Source organism: Nocardia cyriacigeorgica (assembly GCF_010868145.1).
GTDB classification, from domain to species: Bacteria; Actinomycetota; Actinomycetes; order Mycobacteriales; family Mycobacteriaceae; genus Nocardia; species Nocardia cyriacigeorgica_D.
Window position 1 is genome coordinate 22,739 of record NZ_JAAGUY010000027.1, and the last position, 16,859, is coordinate 39,597.

The 16,859-nt window shown below is 68.1% G+C and carries 15 protein-coding genes; 8 read left to right on the forward strand and 7 right to left on the reverse strand.

Annotation, left to right across the window (positions count from 1 at the left end; genetic code table 11):
- Window positions 1–18 precede the first annotated feature (18 nt).
- Window positions 19–2,277 carry an acyl-CoA dehydrogenase gene (locus tag GV792_RS23985; RefSeq protein ID WP_163826633.1) on the reverse strand — a complete coding sequence of 753 codons (2,259 nt, stop codon included), beginning with the start codon at window positions 2,275–2,277 and terminating at the stop codon, window positions 19–21.
- Window positions 2,278–2,480: 203 nt separating this feature from the next.
- On the opposite strand from GV792_RS23985, the gene kstR reads away from it, so the two are divergent.
- The 7 genes from kstR to GV792_RS24020 all read left to right on the forward strand — a co-directional run bounded on the left by kstR (window position 2,481) and on the right by GV792_RS24020 (window position 11,053).
- A complete protein-coding gene (gene kstR / locus GV792_RS23990) occupies window positions 2,481–3,137 on the forward strand; it encodes a cholesterol catabolism transcriptional regulator KstR (RefSeq protein ID WP_163826636.1) in 657 nt (218 codons plus the stop codon).
- A gap of 107 nt (window positions 3,138–3,244) precedes the next feature.
- Complete coding sequence (otsB, locus tag GV792_RS23995; protein WP_163826638.1) at window positions 3,245–5,818, forward strand: trehalose-phosphatase; 2,574 nt, start codon at window positions 3,245–3,247, stop codon at window positions 5,816–5,818.
- A 162-nt stretch (window positions 5,819–5,980) separates the two neighbouring features.
- The gene (locus tag GV792_RS24000) at window positions 5,981–6,874 is read left to right on the forward strand and encodes a metal ABC transporter solute-binding protein, Zn/Mn family (protein WP_163826640.1); all 894 of its coding nucleotides are present in this window, start codon (window positions 5,981–5,983) and stop codon (window positions 6,872–6,874) included.
- Between the two features lie 262 nt (window positions 6,875–7,136).
- Window positions 7,137–8,003, forward strand: a complete 867-nt coding sequence (locus GV792_RS24005; RefSeq protein ID WP_163826730.1) for a metal ABC transporter ATP-binding protein — start codon at window positions 7,137–7,139, stop codon at window positions 8,001–8,003.
- Window positions 8,004–8,032: 29 nt separating this feature from the next.
- Window positions 8,033–8,911 carry a metal ABC transporter permease gene (locus tag GV792_RS24010; protein WP_175584739.1) on the forward strand — a complete coding sequence of 293 codons (879 nt, stop codon included), beginning with the start codon at window positions 8,033–8,035 and terminating at the stop codon, window positions 8,909–8,911.
- Between the two features lie 107 nt (window positions 8,912–9,018).
- Window positions 9,019–10,191, forward strand: a complete 1,173-nt coding sequence (locus GV792_RS24015; RefSeq protein WP_163826643.1) for an acyl-CoA dehydrogenase family protein — start codon at window positions 9,019–9,021, stop codon at window positions 10,189–10,191.
- 52 nt (window positions 10,192–10,243) lie between these two features.
- Window positions 10,244–11,053, forward strand: a complete 810-nt coding sequence (locus tag GV792_RS24020) for an enoyl-CoA hydratase/isomerase family protein (RefSeq protein ID WP_163826645.1) — start codon at window positions 10,244–10,246, stop codon at window positions 11,051–11,053.
- Between the two features lie 71 nt (window positions 11,054–11,124).
- Here the strand turns inward: GV792_RS24020 and GV792_RS24025 are convergent, their stop codons facing one another.
- The 6 genes from GV792_RS24025 to carD form a co-directional block, all read right to left on the reverse strand.
- Window positions 11,125–11,403 (reverse strand): DUF4190 domain-containing protein, encoded by a 279-nt coding sequence (locus GV792_RS24025; protein WP_163826647.1) that lies wholly within the window; start codon window positions 11,401–11,403, stop codon window positions 11,125–11,127.
- Window positions 11,404–11,539: 136 nt separating this feature from the next.
- Window positions 11,540–12,511, reverse strand: a complete 972-nt coding sequence (rlmB, locus tag GV792_RS24030) for a 23S rRNA (guanosine(2251)-2'-O)-methyltransferase RlmB (RefSeq protein WP_163826649.1) — start codon at window positions 12,509–12,511, stop codon at window positions 11,540–11,542.
- Window positions 12,511–13,917 (reverse strand): cysteine--tRNA ligase, encoded by a 1,407-nt coding sequence (gene cysS, locus GV792_RS24035; RefSeq protein WP_163826651.1) that lies wholly within the window; start codon window positions 13,915–13,917, stop codon window positions 12,511–12,513. Before cysS ends, rlmB begins: the two co-directional genes overlap by 1 nt.
- 97 nt (window positions 13,918–14,014) lie before the next feature.
- Window positions 14,015–14,479 (reverse strand): 2-C-methyl-D-erythritol 2,4-cyclodiphosphate synthase, encoded by a 465-nt coding sequence (gene ispF, locus GV792_RS24040; RefSeq protein WP_163826732.1) that lies wholly within the window; start codon window positions 14,477–14,479, stop codon window positions 14,015–14,017.
- A gap of 2 nt (window positions 14,480–14,481) precedes the next feature.
- On the reverse strand, window positions 14,482–15,189 hold the full coding sequence (gene ispD, locus GV792_RS24045) for a 2-C-methyl-D-erythritol 4-phosphate cytidylyltransferase (RefSeq protein WP_163826653.1): 708 nt from the start codon (window positions 15,187–15,189) through the stop codon (window positions 14,482–14,484).
- Window positions 15,190–15,192: 3 nt separating this feature from the next.
- Complete coding sequence (carD, locus tag GV792_RS24050; RefSeq protein WP_058853337.1) at window positions 15,193–15,681, reverse strand: RNA polymerase-binding transcription factor CarD; 489 nt, start codon at window positions 15,679–15,681, stop codon at window positions 15,193–15,195.
- 397 nt (window positions 15,682–16,078) lie between these two features.
- Between carD and GV792_RS24055 the strand changes: the two genes are divergently transcribed.
- Window positions 16,079–16,807 (forward strand): hypothetical protein, encoded by a 729-nt coding sequence (locus tag GV792_RS24055; RefSeq protein ID WP_309138590.1) that lies wholly within the window; start codon window positions 16,079–16,081, stop codon window positions 16,805–16,807.
- The last annotated feature ends 52 nt before the right edge of the window (window positions 16,808–16,859 follow it).

The window sequence follows — 16,859 nt, forward strand, 5'->3', positions numbered from 1 at the left end:
TGCTGTTCGCGCATCCGGCTACCCCGCATCCCGCGGCAGCCCGAGGATCCGCTCACCGGCGAGGGTCAGCAGGATCTGCTCGGTGCCGCCAGCGATCGACAGGCAGCGGGTGAGCAGGAACTCTTTGGTCGCCTCGGTCTCCAGCGCGCCTGCCGCGCCCGTCACTTCGACAGCGAATTCGGCGACGGCCTGCCGGTGGCGCACACCGACGAGCTTGCGCACGCTGCTCTGCGGGCCCGCGTCGGCGCCGGCCAGAATCCGCGCCGCACCCCGCTGCTCCAGCAGCAGACCGGCGATCGCGTCGGCGACGAAACCGCCGAGACGATCATTGATCAACTCGGCGCCAGGGCCGGTCGCGGGAAGTTTGTCGACGAGTTCCTCGAGCACCTGGCCGATACCCTTGCCGCCCATCGCGATCCGCTCGGCAGACAGGGTGGAGCGGGAGATCTTCCAGCCGTTGCCGAGTGCGCCGACCACGCACTCGTCGGGCACGAAGACATCGTCGAGGAAGACCTCGCTGAACTTCGCCTCACCGGTGATCTGCACCAGCGGACGGATCTCGATGCCCGCGCTGCGCATATCCACCAGGAAGTAGCTGATGCCCTTGTGCTTGGGCGCCTCCGGATCGGTGCGGGCCAGACAGATGCCCCAGTTGGCGGCGTCGGCCAGCGAGGTCCATACCTTCTGGCCGCGCAGCATCCAGCCACCGTCGACCTTGGTGGCGGTGGTGCGCAATGCGGCGAGATCGGAACCGGCCCCCGGCTCGCTGAACAGCTGACACCAGATGACGTCGCCGTGCAGGGTCGGCCAGACGAACCGCTCGATCTGCTCGGGGGTGCCGTGTTGCAGCAGGGTGGGCACCGCCCAGCCGCCGATCGCCAGATCCGGCGCCTCCAGTCCGGCGCGGGCGAGTTCCTCGGAGATGACCAAACCCGTCATCGGGTCGGCGCCGCGGCCGTAGGGCGTTGGCCAGTGCGGCATGGCCAGGCCGGCCTCGACGAGGGCCGTGTGCTGTTGCTCGATGGGCAGTGCCGCGATCTTGGCGACCTCGGCGGCGAGGCCGCTGACCGCCTCGCCCGTTTCCAGCGAAACAGCGGCGACGTTGCCGACAGCCGCCGCCACACCCACCGCGGCGCCGATCCCTTCACCGGACGATCCGGTGTCGGCGGCCACGTCGGCGAGGATGCGATCGGCACCGGTGGTCCGGCGTGCACCCGCCCTTGTGAGTTCGGTGACGCGGGCGCGCCAGTACCCGGCGCCGCCGAGCAACTGCCGCAGCGCCACCGCGCGGCGCAGGTAGAAGTGGGCGTCGTGCTCCCAGGTGAAGCCGATGCCGCCGAGGACCTGGATACAGTCCTTGGCGGTGTCGACCGCGGCGTCGAGCGAGATGGCGGCGGCGATGGCCGTGGCGATCGGGAGTTCGGCGCCGGAACCGGCACGAGCATCGTCGGCGGCCGCGGCGGCGTCGGCGGCGGCCGCGCGGATCAGTTCGGTCCGGCACAGCATCCACGCGCAGATGTGCTTGACGGCCTGGAAGGTGCCGATCACCTTGCCGAACTGCTCGCGCACCTTGGCGTATTCGACCGCGGTCTCCAGGCACCAGCCGGCCACACCGGCCAGTTCGGCGGTGGCCAGCAGCACGATCAGGTCTTCGACGGCGAAGGCGGGCGCGAACACGTCGGCGGTGGGCACCGGCACATCGGCACAGCGCACCCGGGCCAGCGGGGTGCTCGGGTCCAGCGGCTCCAGCGGTTCGATGGTCAGACCCTCGGCGTCGGCGGGAACCAGACACCAGCGCGAACCGTCGGCAACGCGCACCGGCAGCAGCACCGCGGTGCCGGGGGCGGCGCCGAGCACCGTCTCCCAGACGCCGGTGAGCACCAGGTCGCCGTTCGCGCTCTCCCGTACGGGTGCGACAGCGGCTAAAGTGCTTCCCGACTCGACAACGGTGTCGAGCGCGACACCGCACGGCTGTTCCTCGTCCAGTCGTCCGCCGGTCACCACACCGGCCAACGCGGTGGTGAGCACCGGTCCGCCGACCAGATCGTGCGCGGCCTGCTCTACCAGCACGGCGAGATCAGTGATCGATCCACCCGCGCCGCCCGCATGCTCGTCGACCGCGACCTGGAAGATCCCGAGTTCGGTCAGCGGACCCCAGTACGTGCGCCAGAAGCCGGTCGTGTCGTCCCGCATTGTTGCAATCGGACGTACCGCTGCAGCCCATCCGCTCATCGACTCCTGAACGGCTTTATGCTCGTCAGTGGTGGCGATGGTCACAGTACATACCGCCTTTCCGGCGTGACTCCCACACCTAGAACATGTTCTAATATCCTGGCCGGGCGTAAGTCAAGCGTTGCTTTCGTCCAGCAGGATCGAATGCGCACGACCCACCGACCCGAGCGGGTCCGGCGCGAGTGGCAGCCCGCGAATCCACGTGGGCACCGCACTCCGCCGCGCCCGACACGAAAGGACCTGCACCAATGGCCAGCCCCTCCCGTTCGCAGCCGGCCGACTCGAACGGGGCGCCCGCATCGGGCACCCGAGCCGCCGTGACCACGCTCAGCGAGGACGAGCTGAGCTCCACCGCGCAGCGCGAACGCCGCAAGCGCATCCTCGATGCGACGCTGGCACTGGCCTCCAAGGGCGGATACGACGCGGTGCAGATGCGCGCCGTCGCCGAACGCGCGGACGTCGCGGTCGGCACGCTGTACCGCTACTTCCCCTCCAAGGTGCACCTGCTGGTGTCGGCGCTGTCGCGGGAGTTCGAGCAGATCGAGGGCAAGCGCAAGCCCCTGGCCGGGCAGACCCCGCGCGAACGGATGCATCTGCTGCTGACCCAGATCACCCGGATGATGCAGCGCGACCCGCTGCTCACCGAGGCCATGACCCGTGCGTTCATGTTCGCCGACGCCTCCGCCGCCGCCGAGGTCGACCGAGTCGGCAAGGTGATGGACCGGGTCTTCGCCCGTGCCATGAACGACGGCGAACCCACCGAACGTCAGCTGGCCATCGCCCGCGTCATCAGCGACGTGTGGCTGTCGAACCTGGTGGCCTGGCTCACCCGCAGGGCTTCCGCGACCGACGTCACCGAACGCCTCGAGCTGACCGTCGACCTGCTGCTGGGAAACAACTCCTGAGCAAGCGATGCTGCACGGGCATCGCCGCGTGACGGTGATGAGAATTCAACCCAGTATTGTCATGCGCGCCCCCTGAAAAAAACTCCTCCGTCCATAAGGTTGGATGCGTGAGCGCACAGGATCTGCCACTGGAACTTCGCCGTGCATTGTCGACAGTCGCGCGGGTGCCACGACTTCTGGTCGCATCGGATTACGACGGGACGATCGCCCCCATCGTGTCCGATCCGGCGAAGGCGTACCCGCACGGCGAGTCGGTCCGCGCATTACGCGCGCTGGCCGGATTGTCGGGCACCACGGCCGCCGTCATCTCCGGCCGAGCGCTGCGAGATCTCGCGGCGCTCTCACGGCTGCCCGTCGAGGTGCAGCTCATCGGTAGCCACGGCTCCGAATTCGATGTCGGCTTCGTGCACGCCATCGATAACGACGCCAAACAACTGCTGCAAGAACTGACCACCGCACTGACCCAGATCTCCGCCGAGAATCCGGGCGTGACGGTCGAGACCAAGCCGGCCAGTATCGCGTTGCACGTGCGCAACGCGGGCCCGGAGATCGGCCGGCGCGCGCTGAACCAGGTCCGCCAGGGCCCGGCCTGCTGGGTCGGGGTTCAGGTGACCGAGGGCAAGGCCGTCATCGAGCTGGCCGTCATCCCCACCGACAAGGGCAGCGCCCTCGACACCATCCGGCATCAGGAAGGCGCGTCGGCGGCGGTGTTCTTCGGCGACGACGTCACCGATGAGAAGGCCTTTCGCATGCTGTCGGGCCCGGATGTCGGCATCAAGGTCGGCGAGGGTGAGAGCCTGGCCAAGTACCGGGTGCCCAATACCGAGTCCGTCTCGTATGCGCTTGCCTTCCTGCTGGAGGAGCGCCGTACCTGGCTCGCGGGCGCCAGCGCGCCCCGCATCGAACGGCTGAGCATGCTGTCGAGCCCGCGCTCGGTGGCGCTGCTGACCCCCGACGCGACCGTCACCTGGTTCTGCCATCCCGAACCTGATTCGGCGGCGGTCTTCGCCCACCTGCTCGGCGGCCCGCAGGCCGGGCATTTCAGCGTCGCGCCGGAACGTCCGGGGCTACCGCTGTCGCAGCGCTACATCGACGGCACCATGACCGTCGAAACCCGTTGGGCCAAGCTGCAAGTGGTCGACTACCTGCCGCACGATGTGGCGCCCGACCGCACCGATCTGACCCGCGTCATCACCGGTGACACCAGGGCCGTGGTGACCTTCGCGCCGCGTCCGGAATTCGGGCAGGTGCCGGTCACCATCGAGGCCGAGCCGAACGGTCTGCGGGTGCGCGGCACCAACGACCCGACCGTACTGCGCTCCCCCGGCGTCGAATGGCAGATCAAGACCGACGGCGTGCACAGCTCCGCGACCGCCGTCATCGACCCGTCGCAGGGGCCGGTCGTGCTGGAACTGCGGTGCGGCACACCCGATCTCGCGCCCGCGATGACGAGCGAACCGGAGCGCAGGCGTATCGCCGAGAGCTACTGGTCGACATGGGCGGCCGGGCTCGAGTTGCCGCCGCTCAAGCCGGATCTGATGAAGCGGTCCGCGCTGACGTTGCGCGGTCTGGTGCACGCACCGTCCGGTTCCATTCTGGCCGCGGCCACCACCTCGCTGCCCGAGGACATCGGCGGCGTCCGCAACTGGGACTACCGCTACTGCTGGCTGCGCGATGCCTCGATGACGGCGTCGGCGCTGGTCTCGCTCGGCTCGCTGTACGAGGCCGAGGAATTCCTCGGCTGGGTGCATCGGGTGCTGGAGACGCTGCCCGGCCCCGAGCGCCTGCACCCGCTGTACACGCTCTACGGCGAGACGCTGCCACCCGAGGCCGTTATCGACCAGCTGCCCGGCTACGCCGGTTCGCGGCCGGTGCGTGTCGGCAACGCCGCGAACATGCAGGTGCAGCTCGACGTCTTCGGCCCGATCGTCGACCTCATCGCCACGCTGGCACACGCCCGCGAGCAGAAGGGAATCAGCGATCCACGCCAGGCCCTGCCGGATCAGGACTGGGAGCTGGTCGACGCCATGGTGTCGGCCGTGCAGCGGCGTTGGCACGAACCCGACCACGGCATCTGGGAGATCCGCGGCAACCCGCGCCACCACGTGTACTCGAAGGTGATGGGCTGGCTGACCATCGACCGCGCGCTCACCCTCGCCCAGAAGTTCGATCGCCCGATCCATCCGGAATGGGCGGCGCTGCGCGACCAGATCGCCGACGAGGTCAAGACCAAGGGCTGGAACGACGATGTGCAGTCGTTCACGGCCGCCTACGACGGCACCGACCTGGATGCGGCCACCCTGCACATCGGGTTGAGCGGGCTGATCGATCCCTCCGATCCGAGGTTCGCGGCGACCGTCGTGGCCACCGAGGCCGAGCTGCGCAGCGGATCCACCGTGTACCGGTACCACCACGACGACGGTCTGCCCGGCGGCGAGGGCGGATTCCATCTGTGCGCGGCCTGGCTGGTGGAGGCATACCTGTTGATCGGGAAGCGTTCCGATGCCGAGGCGCTGTTCGCCCAGCTCGTCGACGTAGCCGGGCCGACCGGCCTGTTGAGCGAAGAGTACGACCCGGTTGCCGAACGCTCGCTCGGCAACCATCCGCAGGCCTACAGCCACCTCGGTCTGCTGCGCTGCGCTCAACTGCTGAGCCAGCCGGTGGACGCGCTCGTCAGCTGATCTGTCGTTCGGCCCACGTCGGTGGCCGGCTCCGCGCCGGTCGCTGACGTGGGCCGATCCCCGTCGAGGGAACACAGATCACAGGGATTCGGTTCGTATCCGCAGAATCGCCCTGATAAAGTAAAACGGGAACGATTTCCATTAAGCTTTCCGGGAGCCCGCGTGAGAACCAGATTTGCCACCACCTTCGCAACGGTCGCGGCGGGTCTGGCTACCACGCTGAGCCTCACCGCGTGCGGCAGCGCCGCCGACGGCACCTCCGGTAAGCCGTCTGTGGTCGCCTCCACGAACGTCTGGGGCGATATCGCGGCGACCGTCGCCGGTCCGGATGCCGCGGTCGAATCGATCATCACCGATCCCGCCGCCGACCCGCATTCACATGAGACGTCAGCCGTGGAATCGGCCAAGATCATGGACGCCGACCTGGTCGTCTACAACGGCGGCGGCTACGACGAATTCATGGAAAAGGCCGTGGCGGGCAAGGACAAGCGCGCCGTCGACGCCTTCGCCTCCCGCGCCGACGACATCCGCGACGATGACAACGAGCACGTCTGGTACGACGTCGACACCGTCGCTGTGGTCGCCGACAAGATCGCGGCGGCCCTCGGCGAGATCGATCCCGAGCACGCCACCGCCTACACCGATCGGGCCGCGGCGCTGCGGGACCAGCTCAACAGCATCCGCTCCTACACCACGCCGTTCGCCACCTCTGACCCCGGCACACCGATCATGCAGACCGAACCGCTCGCGCACTATCTGCTGCTCGACGCGGGCACCGAGGATCTCACCCCGCGCGAATACCAGGAAGCGATCGAGCAGGAAACCGACCCGGCTCCGGCCGCGGTGGCCGCAGCCCGCGATCTGGTGACGAACAAGCAGGTCCGTTTGATGGTCTACAACGTCCAGACCGAGGACAAGACCAGCAAGGAACTGCGCGCCCAGGCCGAGGCGGCGGGAATTCCGGTGGTCGAGGTGACCGAAACCCTTCCGGCCGGTGTCGATTACGTCACCTGGCAGACCGCCAATGCCCGCGCCATCGCCTCGGCAGTGGACTGACGCCATGGGAACCGAACGCCGGATCGTGCAGGTCGATCACGTGGGTGTGGAGGAACCGGAGCTGTCCGGAGCCTCCGATGGGTCTGCGCTGCCCGCGGCGCCCGACAGCACTGCGATTGCCGACGACGCCGCGCCTGCCGCCGACCACATCGGCCGGACCGGCGGCGCGGGGCCGAGTGCCGCGTCAGGGACTACGCGGAGTCTCGATGGGCCGAGCCGGCCGACCTCCGCCGAACCGAGTACCGCGAACGAATCCGAGGGTGTGGCAGCGCATTCCCGAGTACCCGCTATCACACTTGATTCCGCGCGACTGTCGTTCGGTGATCGAACGTTGTGGCAGGGACTCGATCTCGAGGTCTCGCCCGGTGAGTTCATCGCGATCCTCGGGCCGAACGGGTCCGGGAAGACGTCATTGCTGAAGGTGCTGCTCGGGCAGCTCGGGTTGAGTTCCGGCACCGCCGAAATCGCCGGGGTGCCCGCGCGGGCGGGGCATCCGGATATCGGCTATATCCCGCAGCAGAAGACCATCGACGCCGGGGTGCAGTTGCGCGGCACCGATCTGGTCGGGCTCGGGGTGGACGGGCATCGCTGGGGGCTCGGCTGGCGTAGTCGCCGCGAGCGCAACCGCAAGGTCGCGGCGGCAGTCGCCGATGTGGGGGCGCAAGCGTTCGCCGACGCGCCGCTGGAGAGCATGTCCGGTGGTGAGCAGCAGCGGCTGCGGGTGGCGCAGGCGCTGGTCGGCGACCCGCAGGTGCTGCTGTGCGACGAACCGCTACTGAGCCTGGATCTGGCCAATCAGCGACTGGTGTCGGAGCTGATCGACCGCCGCCGACGCACCCACGACACCGCCGTATTGTTCGTGACCCACGAGATCAACCCGATCCTGCCGCTGGTGGACCGGGTGCTCTACCTGGTGGACGGCAAATTCCGGATCGGCACACCGGACGAGGTGATGACCTCGGACGTGCTCTCGGAGCTGTACCAGACCGAGGTGGATGTGCTTCGGGTGCGCGGGCGGCTGGTCGTCGTGGGGACCGGGGACACGATGGATGCGCTCGGGGCGGCTGGGGCGCACTGCCATGGCGAGCCCGGGACTCCGCACGCCAGGCCGAGTGAGGTGCGGGCGTGAACGAGAAACTCGCCGAGGTGGTCTCGAAGATGTTCGACTTCGACACCACCATCGACCTACTGGCCTACGACTTCGTGCAACAGGCCGTCCTGGCGGCGGCGCTGCTCGGGCTGCTTGCCGGCGTGATCGGGCCGTTGATCATCAGCAGGCAGATGTCGTTCGCGGTGCACGGCACCAGCGAACTGTCGCTGACCGGTGCGGCGGCGGCACTGCTCGCCGGAATCGGAGTCGGGCTGGGTGCGATCGCCGGATCGGTGGTCGCGGCGGTGCTGTTCGGTGTTCTCGGAACCAAAGCCAGGGAACGCGATTCAGTGATCGCGGTCGTGCTCTCGTTCGGTCTCGGGCTCTCGGTGCTGTTCCTGTGGTTGGGTCCCGACCGTGCCGGATCGAAGTTCTCCCTGCTGACCGGGCAGGTGGTCAGCGTCGGCAACAGCGGACTCGGCCTGCTGGCGTTCTGCACCATCGGTGTGCTGGCGGTTCTCGCCTTCGTCTACCGGCCACTGCTGTTCGCCAGCTCGGACCCCGAGGTCGCGATCGCGCGCGGTGTTCCGGTGCGCGCACTGTCCATCGTCTTCGCGGTGCTGCTCGGCATCACCGCCGCATTCGGCGTGCAGATCGTCGGCGCACTGCTTGTGCTGGCCCTGCTGATCACTCCGGCCGCCGCAGCGGCCCAACTCACCGCGAGTCCGGCCAAGGCGACTGTACTGACGGTGGTGTTCGCCGAGATCGCTGCGGTCGGCGGCATCCTGTTGTCGCTGGCGCCCGGCGTTCCGGTCTCCACCTTCGTCACCGGGCTCTCGTTCCTGATCTACGTGGTGTGCCGCGTGATCGGCACCCGCAGGCGTCGGACGGCGCGTGCGCCGAGATCGAGCGCGGCGACTCCGGTAGCCGTGACGCAAGGGGCTTGACCCGCGGCATCCCGATCGCACCATCGATTGAAGGCGCCCGCCTTCAGTCTGGTCGCTGGGGTTTCGTATGCTCGTCACACCTGCCGCCGAACGAATGGTGACCACTGATGATCGACTTCAGCATTCCCGCAGACCTCGCCGCCGAACGCGATCGAATCCGCCGGTTCGTCACCGAGAAGATCGTGCCGTTCGAGCGCGATCCAAGGCTCACCGCGCACGGCCCGACCGACGAGTTGCGGCAGGAACTGGTCGAACTGGCGCGGGCGGAGAAACTGCTGACCATCCAGGCGCCCGAGGCGCTGGGCGGGCGTGGACTCACCCACGTCGAGCAGGCGGTGCTCTACGAGGCTGCCGGCTGGTCGACGCTCGGCCCGATCGCGATGAACTGCGCCGCGCCCGACGAGGGCAATATGTTCCTGCTGTCCAAGATCGCGAACCCGGAGCAGACCGAGCGCTACCTGATGCCGGTGATCAACGGCCACCAGCGCTCGGTATTCGCCATGACCGAACCGGACGGCGCGGGCTCGGATCCGAACCAGCTGGCCACCACCGCCACCTTCGACGGCGAGAACTTCACCATCGAGGGCCGCAAATGGCTGATCACCGGCGCGAACGGCGCCAAAACCTGGATCATCATGGCCCGCCTCGCCGCCAACCCGCATCTGCCGGAAGGGCCGACGCTGTTCCTCACCGACGGTGATCAGCCGGGCATCGTCATCGAACGCACGATGAACACCATGGACCGCAACTACGTCGCCGGACACGGCGTTGTCCGCTTCGACAAGCTCACCCTGCCCAAAGACGCGCTGCTCGGCGAGGCCGGCCAGGCCCTGCGCTACGCCCAGCTGCGACTGGCTCCCGCGCGGCTCACCCACTGCATGCGCTGGCTCGGCGCGGCCGAACGCGCCCATTCCATCGCCGTCGAGCACGCCAAGACCAGGACCGCCTTCGGTAAGCCGATCGGCGAACACCAGGGCGTGTCGTTCATGCTGGCCGACAACGAGATCGCGCTGCACCAGTGCAGGCTGACGATCTGGCACGCCTGCTGGCTGATGGATCAGGGCGAGAAGGCACGCCATGAGAGCTCGGTCGCCAAGGCGTTCGTCTCCGAAGAACTGTTCAAGGTCACCGACCGCTGCGTGCAGGTGCTCGGCGGCATCGGCATCAGCGATGAGACGGTCGTGGAGATGATCTTCCGCGATATGCGCGCCTTCCGGCTCTACGACGGCCCGACCGAGGTGCACAAGTACGCGATCGGCCGCAAGATCCTGCGCCCCTGAGCACCACGCCGAGCTCCCACCGGCCGGGGCACGGTCGTCTACGATCCAAGGCATGAGTTCGGAATTGCTCGTCGATGTCTCCGCGGGCATCGCCGTCCTCACCCTGAATCGCCCCGCCAAGCAGAACGCCTTCACTCCGGCGATGATCGCCGAGCTGAGCGCGGCATTGCAGCGCTGCGATATCGAGGACGCCATCCGTGCCGTCATCATCACCGGCACCCCACCCGCGTTCTGCGCGGGCGCCGACCTGTCCGACCGGGTCGGCGAGGTCACCGGCACCATCGATCCGCCGCCGTTCCGGGTGCGTAAGCCGGTGATCGCGGCGGTGAACGGACATGCTGTTGGGATCGGGCTGGCGTTGGCGCTGCAATGCGATCTGCGGTACATGGCCGACGATGCGGTGTACGGGCTGAGTCAGGTCCGGCGCGGTGTCCTCGCCGACGGATACGCGCACTGGACGCTGCCCCGTCTTGCGGGCATCGCCAATGCCGCCGACATCATGCTGACCGGCCGCACCTTCGACGGCGACGAGGCCAAGGCGATGGGCCTGGCCAATGCCAGCCTGCCGGGTGCCGAGGTCCTGCCGACGGCACTTGCTGTCGCGCACGATATCGCCAATGGTTCGGCGCCGCTGACGGCCGCGCTGTCCAAGCGGCTGCTGTGGGAGGGCTTGGATATGACGCCGTCGGTGGTCGGGCGGCTGGAATCGGAGCTGAACCAGCACGTCAGCAAGGGCATCGACGGCGGTGAGGCGATGGCGGCGTTCCGAGAACGCCGCCATCCCGACTGGTCGGGTTCGGTCGCCGAAGAGTGGCCGGCCTGGGACCATCCGGACGAGCCGGAGCATCCGAGCCTGCACTGAGCGCTAGGCGTACCTCCGCATGCGCTGCGGCCGTGCGCAGCCTGCGAACTGACTGCGTCCGGCTGCGTCCGTTACGCGTTTCCGCCGATCATGACCAGCAGGAACAGCAACGCCCAGATGATCATCATGATGGTGCCGATGACGCCGAGGATGTAGCCGATCATCACCTGAGCACGACCACTCAACGCACCACCGGAGGCATTGATCTGGTCCAGTGCCTGCTTGCCCAGCGCCCAGGCCACCGGCCCGAGAACCCCGCAGCACATCAAACTCACAACGCCGAGGACCAACACCAGCGTCGCCCGCGGATGCTCGATCGTCTGACCGATGGGCTGATTGGGTATCACCACGAGCCGAATTGTACGGGGGTAGAGCGCATTTCTCCGTCGGCGCTCCGCGTTTCGTCTCGATCGACGAGCAGGCGCGGCGTGTCGCGCGGAGTCGGCGACCGATCGTGAGCCGGGCGAACCCGGCCGCACAATGGATTCAGACCCGCCGCTGACGAGCGACTTCCGCGAGAACGACGCCCGCGGCCACCGAGGCGTTCAGCGATTCCACCGGGCCCGCCATCGGGATGCTCAAGATGGAGTCACAGCTCTCCCGAACCAGGCGGGACAGGCCCTTGCCCTCCGAGCCGACCACGACGACCGTCGGGGCCGTACCGTCGAACTCGTCGAGGGTGGTGTCGCCGCCCGCGTCGAGGCCGACGATCTGGTACCCCTTGGCCGCGAAGTCCTTCAGCGTGCGAGTCAGGTTCGTGGCACGGGCGACGGGCAGCCGGGCCGCAGCGCCGGCGCTGGTACGCCACGCCACCGCGGTGACGCTCGCGCTGCGCCGCTGCGGGATCACCACACCCTGTCCACCGAAGGCCGCGACCGAGCGGATCACCGCACCCAGGTTGCGCGGATCGGAGATGTTGTCCAGCGCGACGAGCAGTGCGGGCTGACCCGAACCGCGCACACCCTCGACCAGATCGTCGGGGTGGGCGTAGCGGTAGGGCGGCACCTGCAAGGCGAGACCCTGATGCAAACCGTTGGCGCTGAGCCGATCCAGATCGGTGCGCGGCACTTCCAGAATGGAGATGCCCGCGTCGGCTGCCATCCGGACGCTCTCGGTCAGCCGCTCGTCGTTTTCGGTACCTACCGCCACATACAGCGCCGTGGCGGGCACGCCTGCGCGCAGACATTCGACGACCGGGTTGCGGCCGAGCACCATCTCCGGCCCGTCATCGGTCTTGCGCCCGGCCGGACGGGTCTGACGGCCACCCGAACCACCCTGCGCCGCTTTGGCTTTCGCCGCAGCGCGCTTGGCTGCCGGATGGTACTTGCGCGCCTCCGCGGGCGGGGTCGCACCCCTGCCCTCGAGTCCGCGCCTGCGCTTGCCGCCGGAACCGACAACCTGGCCCTTCTTGGTTCCGCCCTTGCGGATAGCGCCTCGGCGCTGCGAATTGCCTGCCATCAGTCGGCCTTTCCTGGCTGTGGGGTGACCAGCGACCATTCCGGGCCGTTGGGAGTATCGGTCACTTCGACACCCGCGGCCTGCAACCGATCCCGGACCGCGTCCGCGGTGGCCCAGTCCTTATCGGTGCGCGCCTGCTGACGCCGCTCGAGTTCGGCCTCGATCAGTACGTCGAGTGCGGCGGTAGCGGCGGAAGAATCACCGGGGGTGTGCCACTGCGGGTCGAGCGGATCGACGCCGAGAATGGCAAGCATGCCGCGCACCTGGCTCGCATGCTCACGCGCGGTGTCGAGCACACCGGCGTCCAACGCCTTGTTGCCCTCGTGCACCACGTGGTGGATTTCGGCGAGCGCCTTCGGCACCGCCAGATCCTCGTCGAGGGCGGCGGCGAAGGCGTCGGTCCATTTGCCAAGGGGAACGTCACCGCCGCGTTCGGCCACCCGCTGCACGAAAGCCTCGATGCGCTGGTAGGTCTGCGCGGCATCGTGCAAGGCCTTCTCGGAGTACTCCAGCATCGAGCGGTAGTGCGCACCGCCGAGGTAGAACCGCAGCTCGACCGCGCGTACCTGCTTCAGCACATTCGGCACCGACAACGTGTTGCCCAGCGACTTGGCCATCTTCTCGCCGCCGAGGGTGACCCAGCCGTTATGCAGCCAGTACTGCGCGAAACCATCGCCTGCCGCCTTGGACTGGGCGATCTCGTTCTCATGATGCGGGAATACCAGATCCATTCCACCGCAATGGATATCGAACGAGGAGCCGAGATAGAACTCCGCCATCGCCGAGCATTCCAGATGCCAGCCCGGACGGCCGGGACCCCACGGTGACGGCCAGGTGGGCTCACCGGGTTTGGCCGCCTTCCACAGGGTGAAGTCACGCGGATCGCGTTTACCCTCGCCCGCGCTCTCACCCTGGTGCACGTCATCGAGACGGTGCCCGGACAGAGCGCCATATTCGGGGAAGCTGACCACATCGAAGTAGACGTTGCCCGCCGAGGCATAGGCGTGCCCGCGGTCGATCAACCGCTGCATGAGTTCGACCATCTGGGTGATGTGGCCGGTGGCGCGCGGTTCGGCCGACGGCGGCAGCACGCCGAGCTGCCGGTAGGCGTCGTCGAAGGCGCGTTCGTGGGTCGCGGCCCACTCCCACCACGGCCTGCCCGCGGCGGCCGCCTTGTTCAGGATCTTGTCGTCGATATCGGTGACATTGCGGATGAACGCGACATCGTGACCGCTGACCGTCAGCCAGCGACGCAGCACGTCGAAGGCGACGCCGCTGCGCACATGTCCGATGTGGGGTGCACCCTGCACGGTGGCGCCACACAGGTACACCGAGGCATGGCCGGGGACCAGTGGCGTGAAATCACGCATGGTCCGCGTCTCGGTGTCGAATAGGCGCAGAGTCACGGCAGTCGATCCTAGCTGGTATATGGGGTTGCACTGCGGGCGGAGTCATCTATTCCGACTGCTCCCGGCAGGTAAGGCGAGGGGTCGGAGGGCGGGACTAACGACAGTGCAGCAGTGCGGTCGCCATCGCGGCAACCCCTTCACCGCGTCCGGTGAGTCCGAGACCGTCGGTGGTGGTGCCGGACACCGAGACCGGCGCACCCAGCAGATCGCCGAGGACCTGCTGCGCTTCGGCCCGCCGCGGGCCGATCTTGGGGCGGTTGCCGATGACCTGGACCGCCGCGTTGACCACGTCATATCCGGCCTCGTCGAGCAGCCTGCGCACTTCTTTCAGCATGGCGGCGCCGGTGACGCCAGCCCACTCGGGGCGGCCGACGCCGAAAACCGCGCCGACATCGCCGAGGCCGGCGGCCGACAGCAGTGCGTCGCAGAGCGCGTGCGCGGCGACGTCACCGTCGGAGTGGCCGGCGCAGCCGTCGGCGCCGTCGAAGAGGAGACCGGCCATCCAGCACGGACGCCCGGGCTCGATGGGGTGGACATCGCTGCCGATGCCGACACGCATATTCATCGGACACCCGCCACGGGGAGGTCGGCGCCGGCCAGTACGGCCTCGGCCAGACGCAGGTCGAGCGGGGTGGTGATCTTGAAAGCGAGCGGATCGCCTGGCACGGTGCGGACCGGGTGGCCGAGGCGTTCGACGAGTCCGGCATCGTCGGTGGCAGCGATATCGGTCGCATAGGCGGCGCGCAGCAAATCGGCCGCGAATCCCTGTGGGGTCTGAATGGCGCGCAGGGCCGACCGGTCGGGAGTTCCGGTGACGTTACCGTCCGCGTCGACCGTTTTGACGGTGTCGACGACAGGTAGCGCGGGCACAACGGCCGGATGACCCGCGCGCAGCTCAGCGGCCACCCGGGCGATCAGCTCGGGTGGGGTGAGCGCGCGGGCGGCGTCGTGGACCAGGTAGTAGGCGGCCTGCGGTGCGGCCGCGATTCCGGCGCGGACCGAATCGGTGCGTTCGGCCCCGCCGACGACGACGCGAACGGGCGCGGAGGACGGCAGGAGGGCAACTGCGGTCTGCACCAGTTCGGCCGGAACCATGACAATTATCTCGTCTATGGCATTCGAGGCGAGCAGCCCGTCGACGGCGGATCTGACCATGGGTCTACCGCCGACCGCGACGAACGCCTTGGGTGTCGATTCACCCAGGCGCACGCCACGGCCAGCGGCAGGTACCAACGCGACCACGCGGCCGCGGCCGTCAGAGCTGTTCACGGGTCAGGAAGCCGCTGCGAGGACCTCGTCGAGCAGCGTCTCGGCCTTGCCGTCATCGGTTCCCTCGGCGAGCGCGAGCTCACCGACGAGGATCTGCCGGGCCTTCGCCAGCATCCGCTTCTCGCCCGCGGACAAACCGCGGTCCTGCTCCCGACGCCACAGATCGCGAACGACTTCGGCCACCTTGTTCACATCGCCGGAGGCGAGTTTCTCCAGGTTGGCCTTGTACCGGCGGGACCAGTTGGTCGGCTCTTCCGTATGCGGTGCACGTAGCACCTGGAAAACCTTGTCAAGGCCTTCCTGCCCGACGACGTCGCGGACGCCGACGTATTCCGCATTCTCTGCGGGAACCCGAACGGTCAGGTCACCCTGGGCGACCTTCAGGACCAGATACTCTTTCTGCTCACCCTTGATGGTGCGAGTCTCGATTGCTTCGATCAGCGCCGCTCCGTGGTGGGGGTAAACGACGGTGTCTCCGACCTTAAAAATCATGTGTCCCGTGCCCCTTTCGATGTTCACAGTTTAACATGCGGCTCGATAACGGCGCGATCAACTGTGCAGGTCAGGGCCACAACGGGCCAACCCTGGGGCTTGACAGAATCTGGGAGATGTGCATTACGTTGTGCCAGAACGAGTTATCTCCTGGCACTTTCCGTGCCGGGAAACCCAGCGGGACAGTAGCACTGCGCGCGCCCGCGCGCACAACTGTGAATCGTGACCACCCCGAGACAACCCCTCCGCGCGTCGCCTTCGCGCGCATCCGGGCACGCGCACACGTGAGCGCGCCGACAATCCGAACGCCAACACCTACTCCCCGCGCGCCCGGTTCGCGGCAGCAACTACTACAGTCCCTAGTTGGAGTGAGCCCGCTCGACATGGAGGACAACCCGTGACTGCCCTGAAAGCTGTGACCGCCCCGGCGGCAGGTACGACCCCGCGGCGTCGCATGACGATGGTTGCGGCCCTCGCGGCCGGCGCGGCGCTCGCCCTGACCGGCTGCAGCGCCGGCCAGATCTCGCAGACCGCCGACCAGGTGGCCGCGATCAACGGCAACCACGCGGAGGTCGGCAAGATCTCGCTGCGCAATGTGCACATCGTCTTCCCGCCCAGCGGCGAGCACACCAATGTCGCGGGCGGTAAGGCCCTGCTCGCGCTGTCGTTCGTCAACAACAGCGAGACGACCGCCGACGAGCTCACCAAGATCAGCACCGATCTGGGCGAAGTGAAGATCACCGCGCCCGACGGTGGGTCAACGGTGAAACTGCAGCCGCAGCAGACCGTCGTCGCCGCGGGCGCCGACACCACCACCGCCGCGTCCGGTGAGCACGGCGCCGAGGGCGAGCACGGCACCGAGACCACCACGGCCGCCCCGACCACCACCGAGGCGCCGAACCAGCCCGCCGCCGAGGGCGAGGACCCCGAGGCCGATCCGGCGCGGATCGAGATCACCGGCCTGACCAAGGACATCGTCCCCGGCCTCACCTACACCGTGACCTTCGACTTCAAGGAGAACGGCACCGTGCAGATGGAGGTGCCGGTCGATGCGGGCACCGTGGCCGAGCGGCACGAGTCGGACCTGTCCAAGGCGAGCGAAGGCGGTTCCGGCGGCGGACACTGAGCCCACCGGACCCACAGCTCAACGGCCGTCACACCTTCGGGTGTGGCGGCCG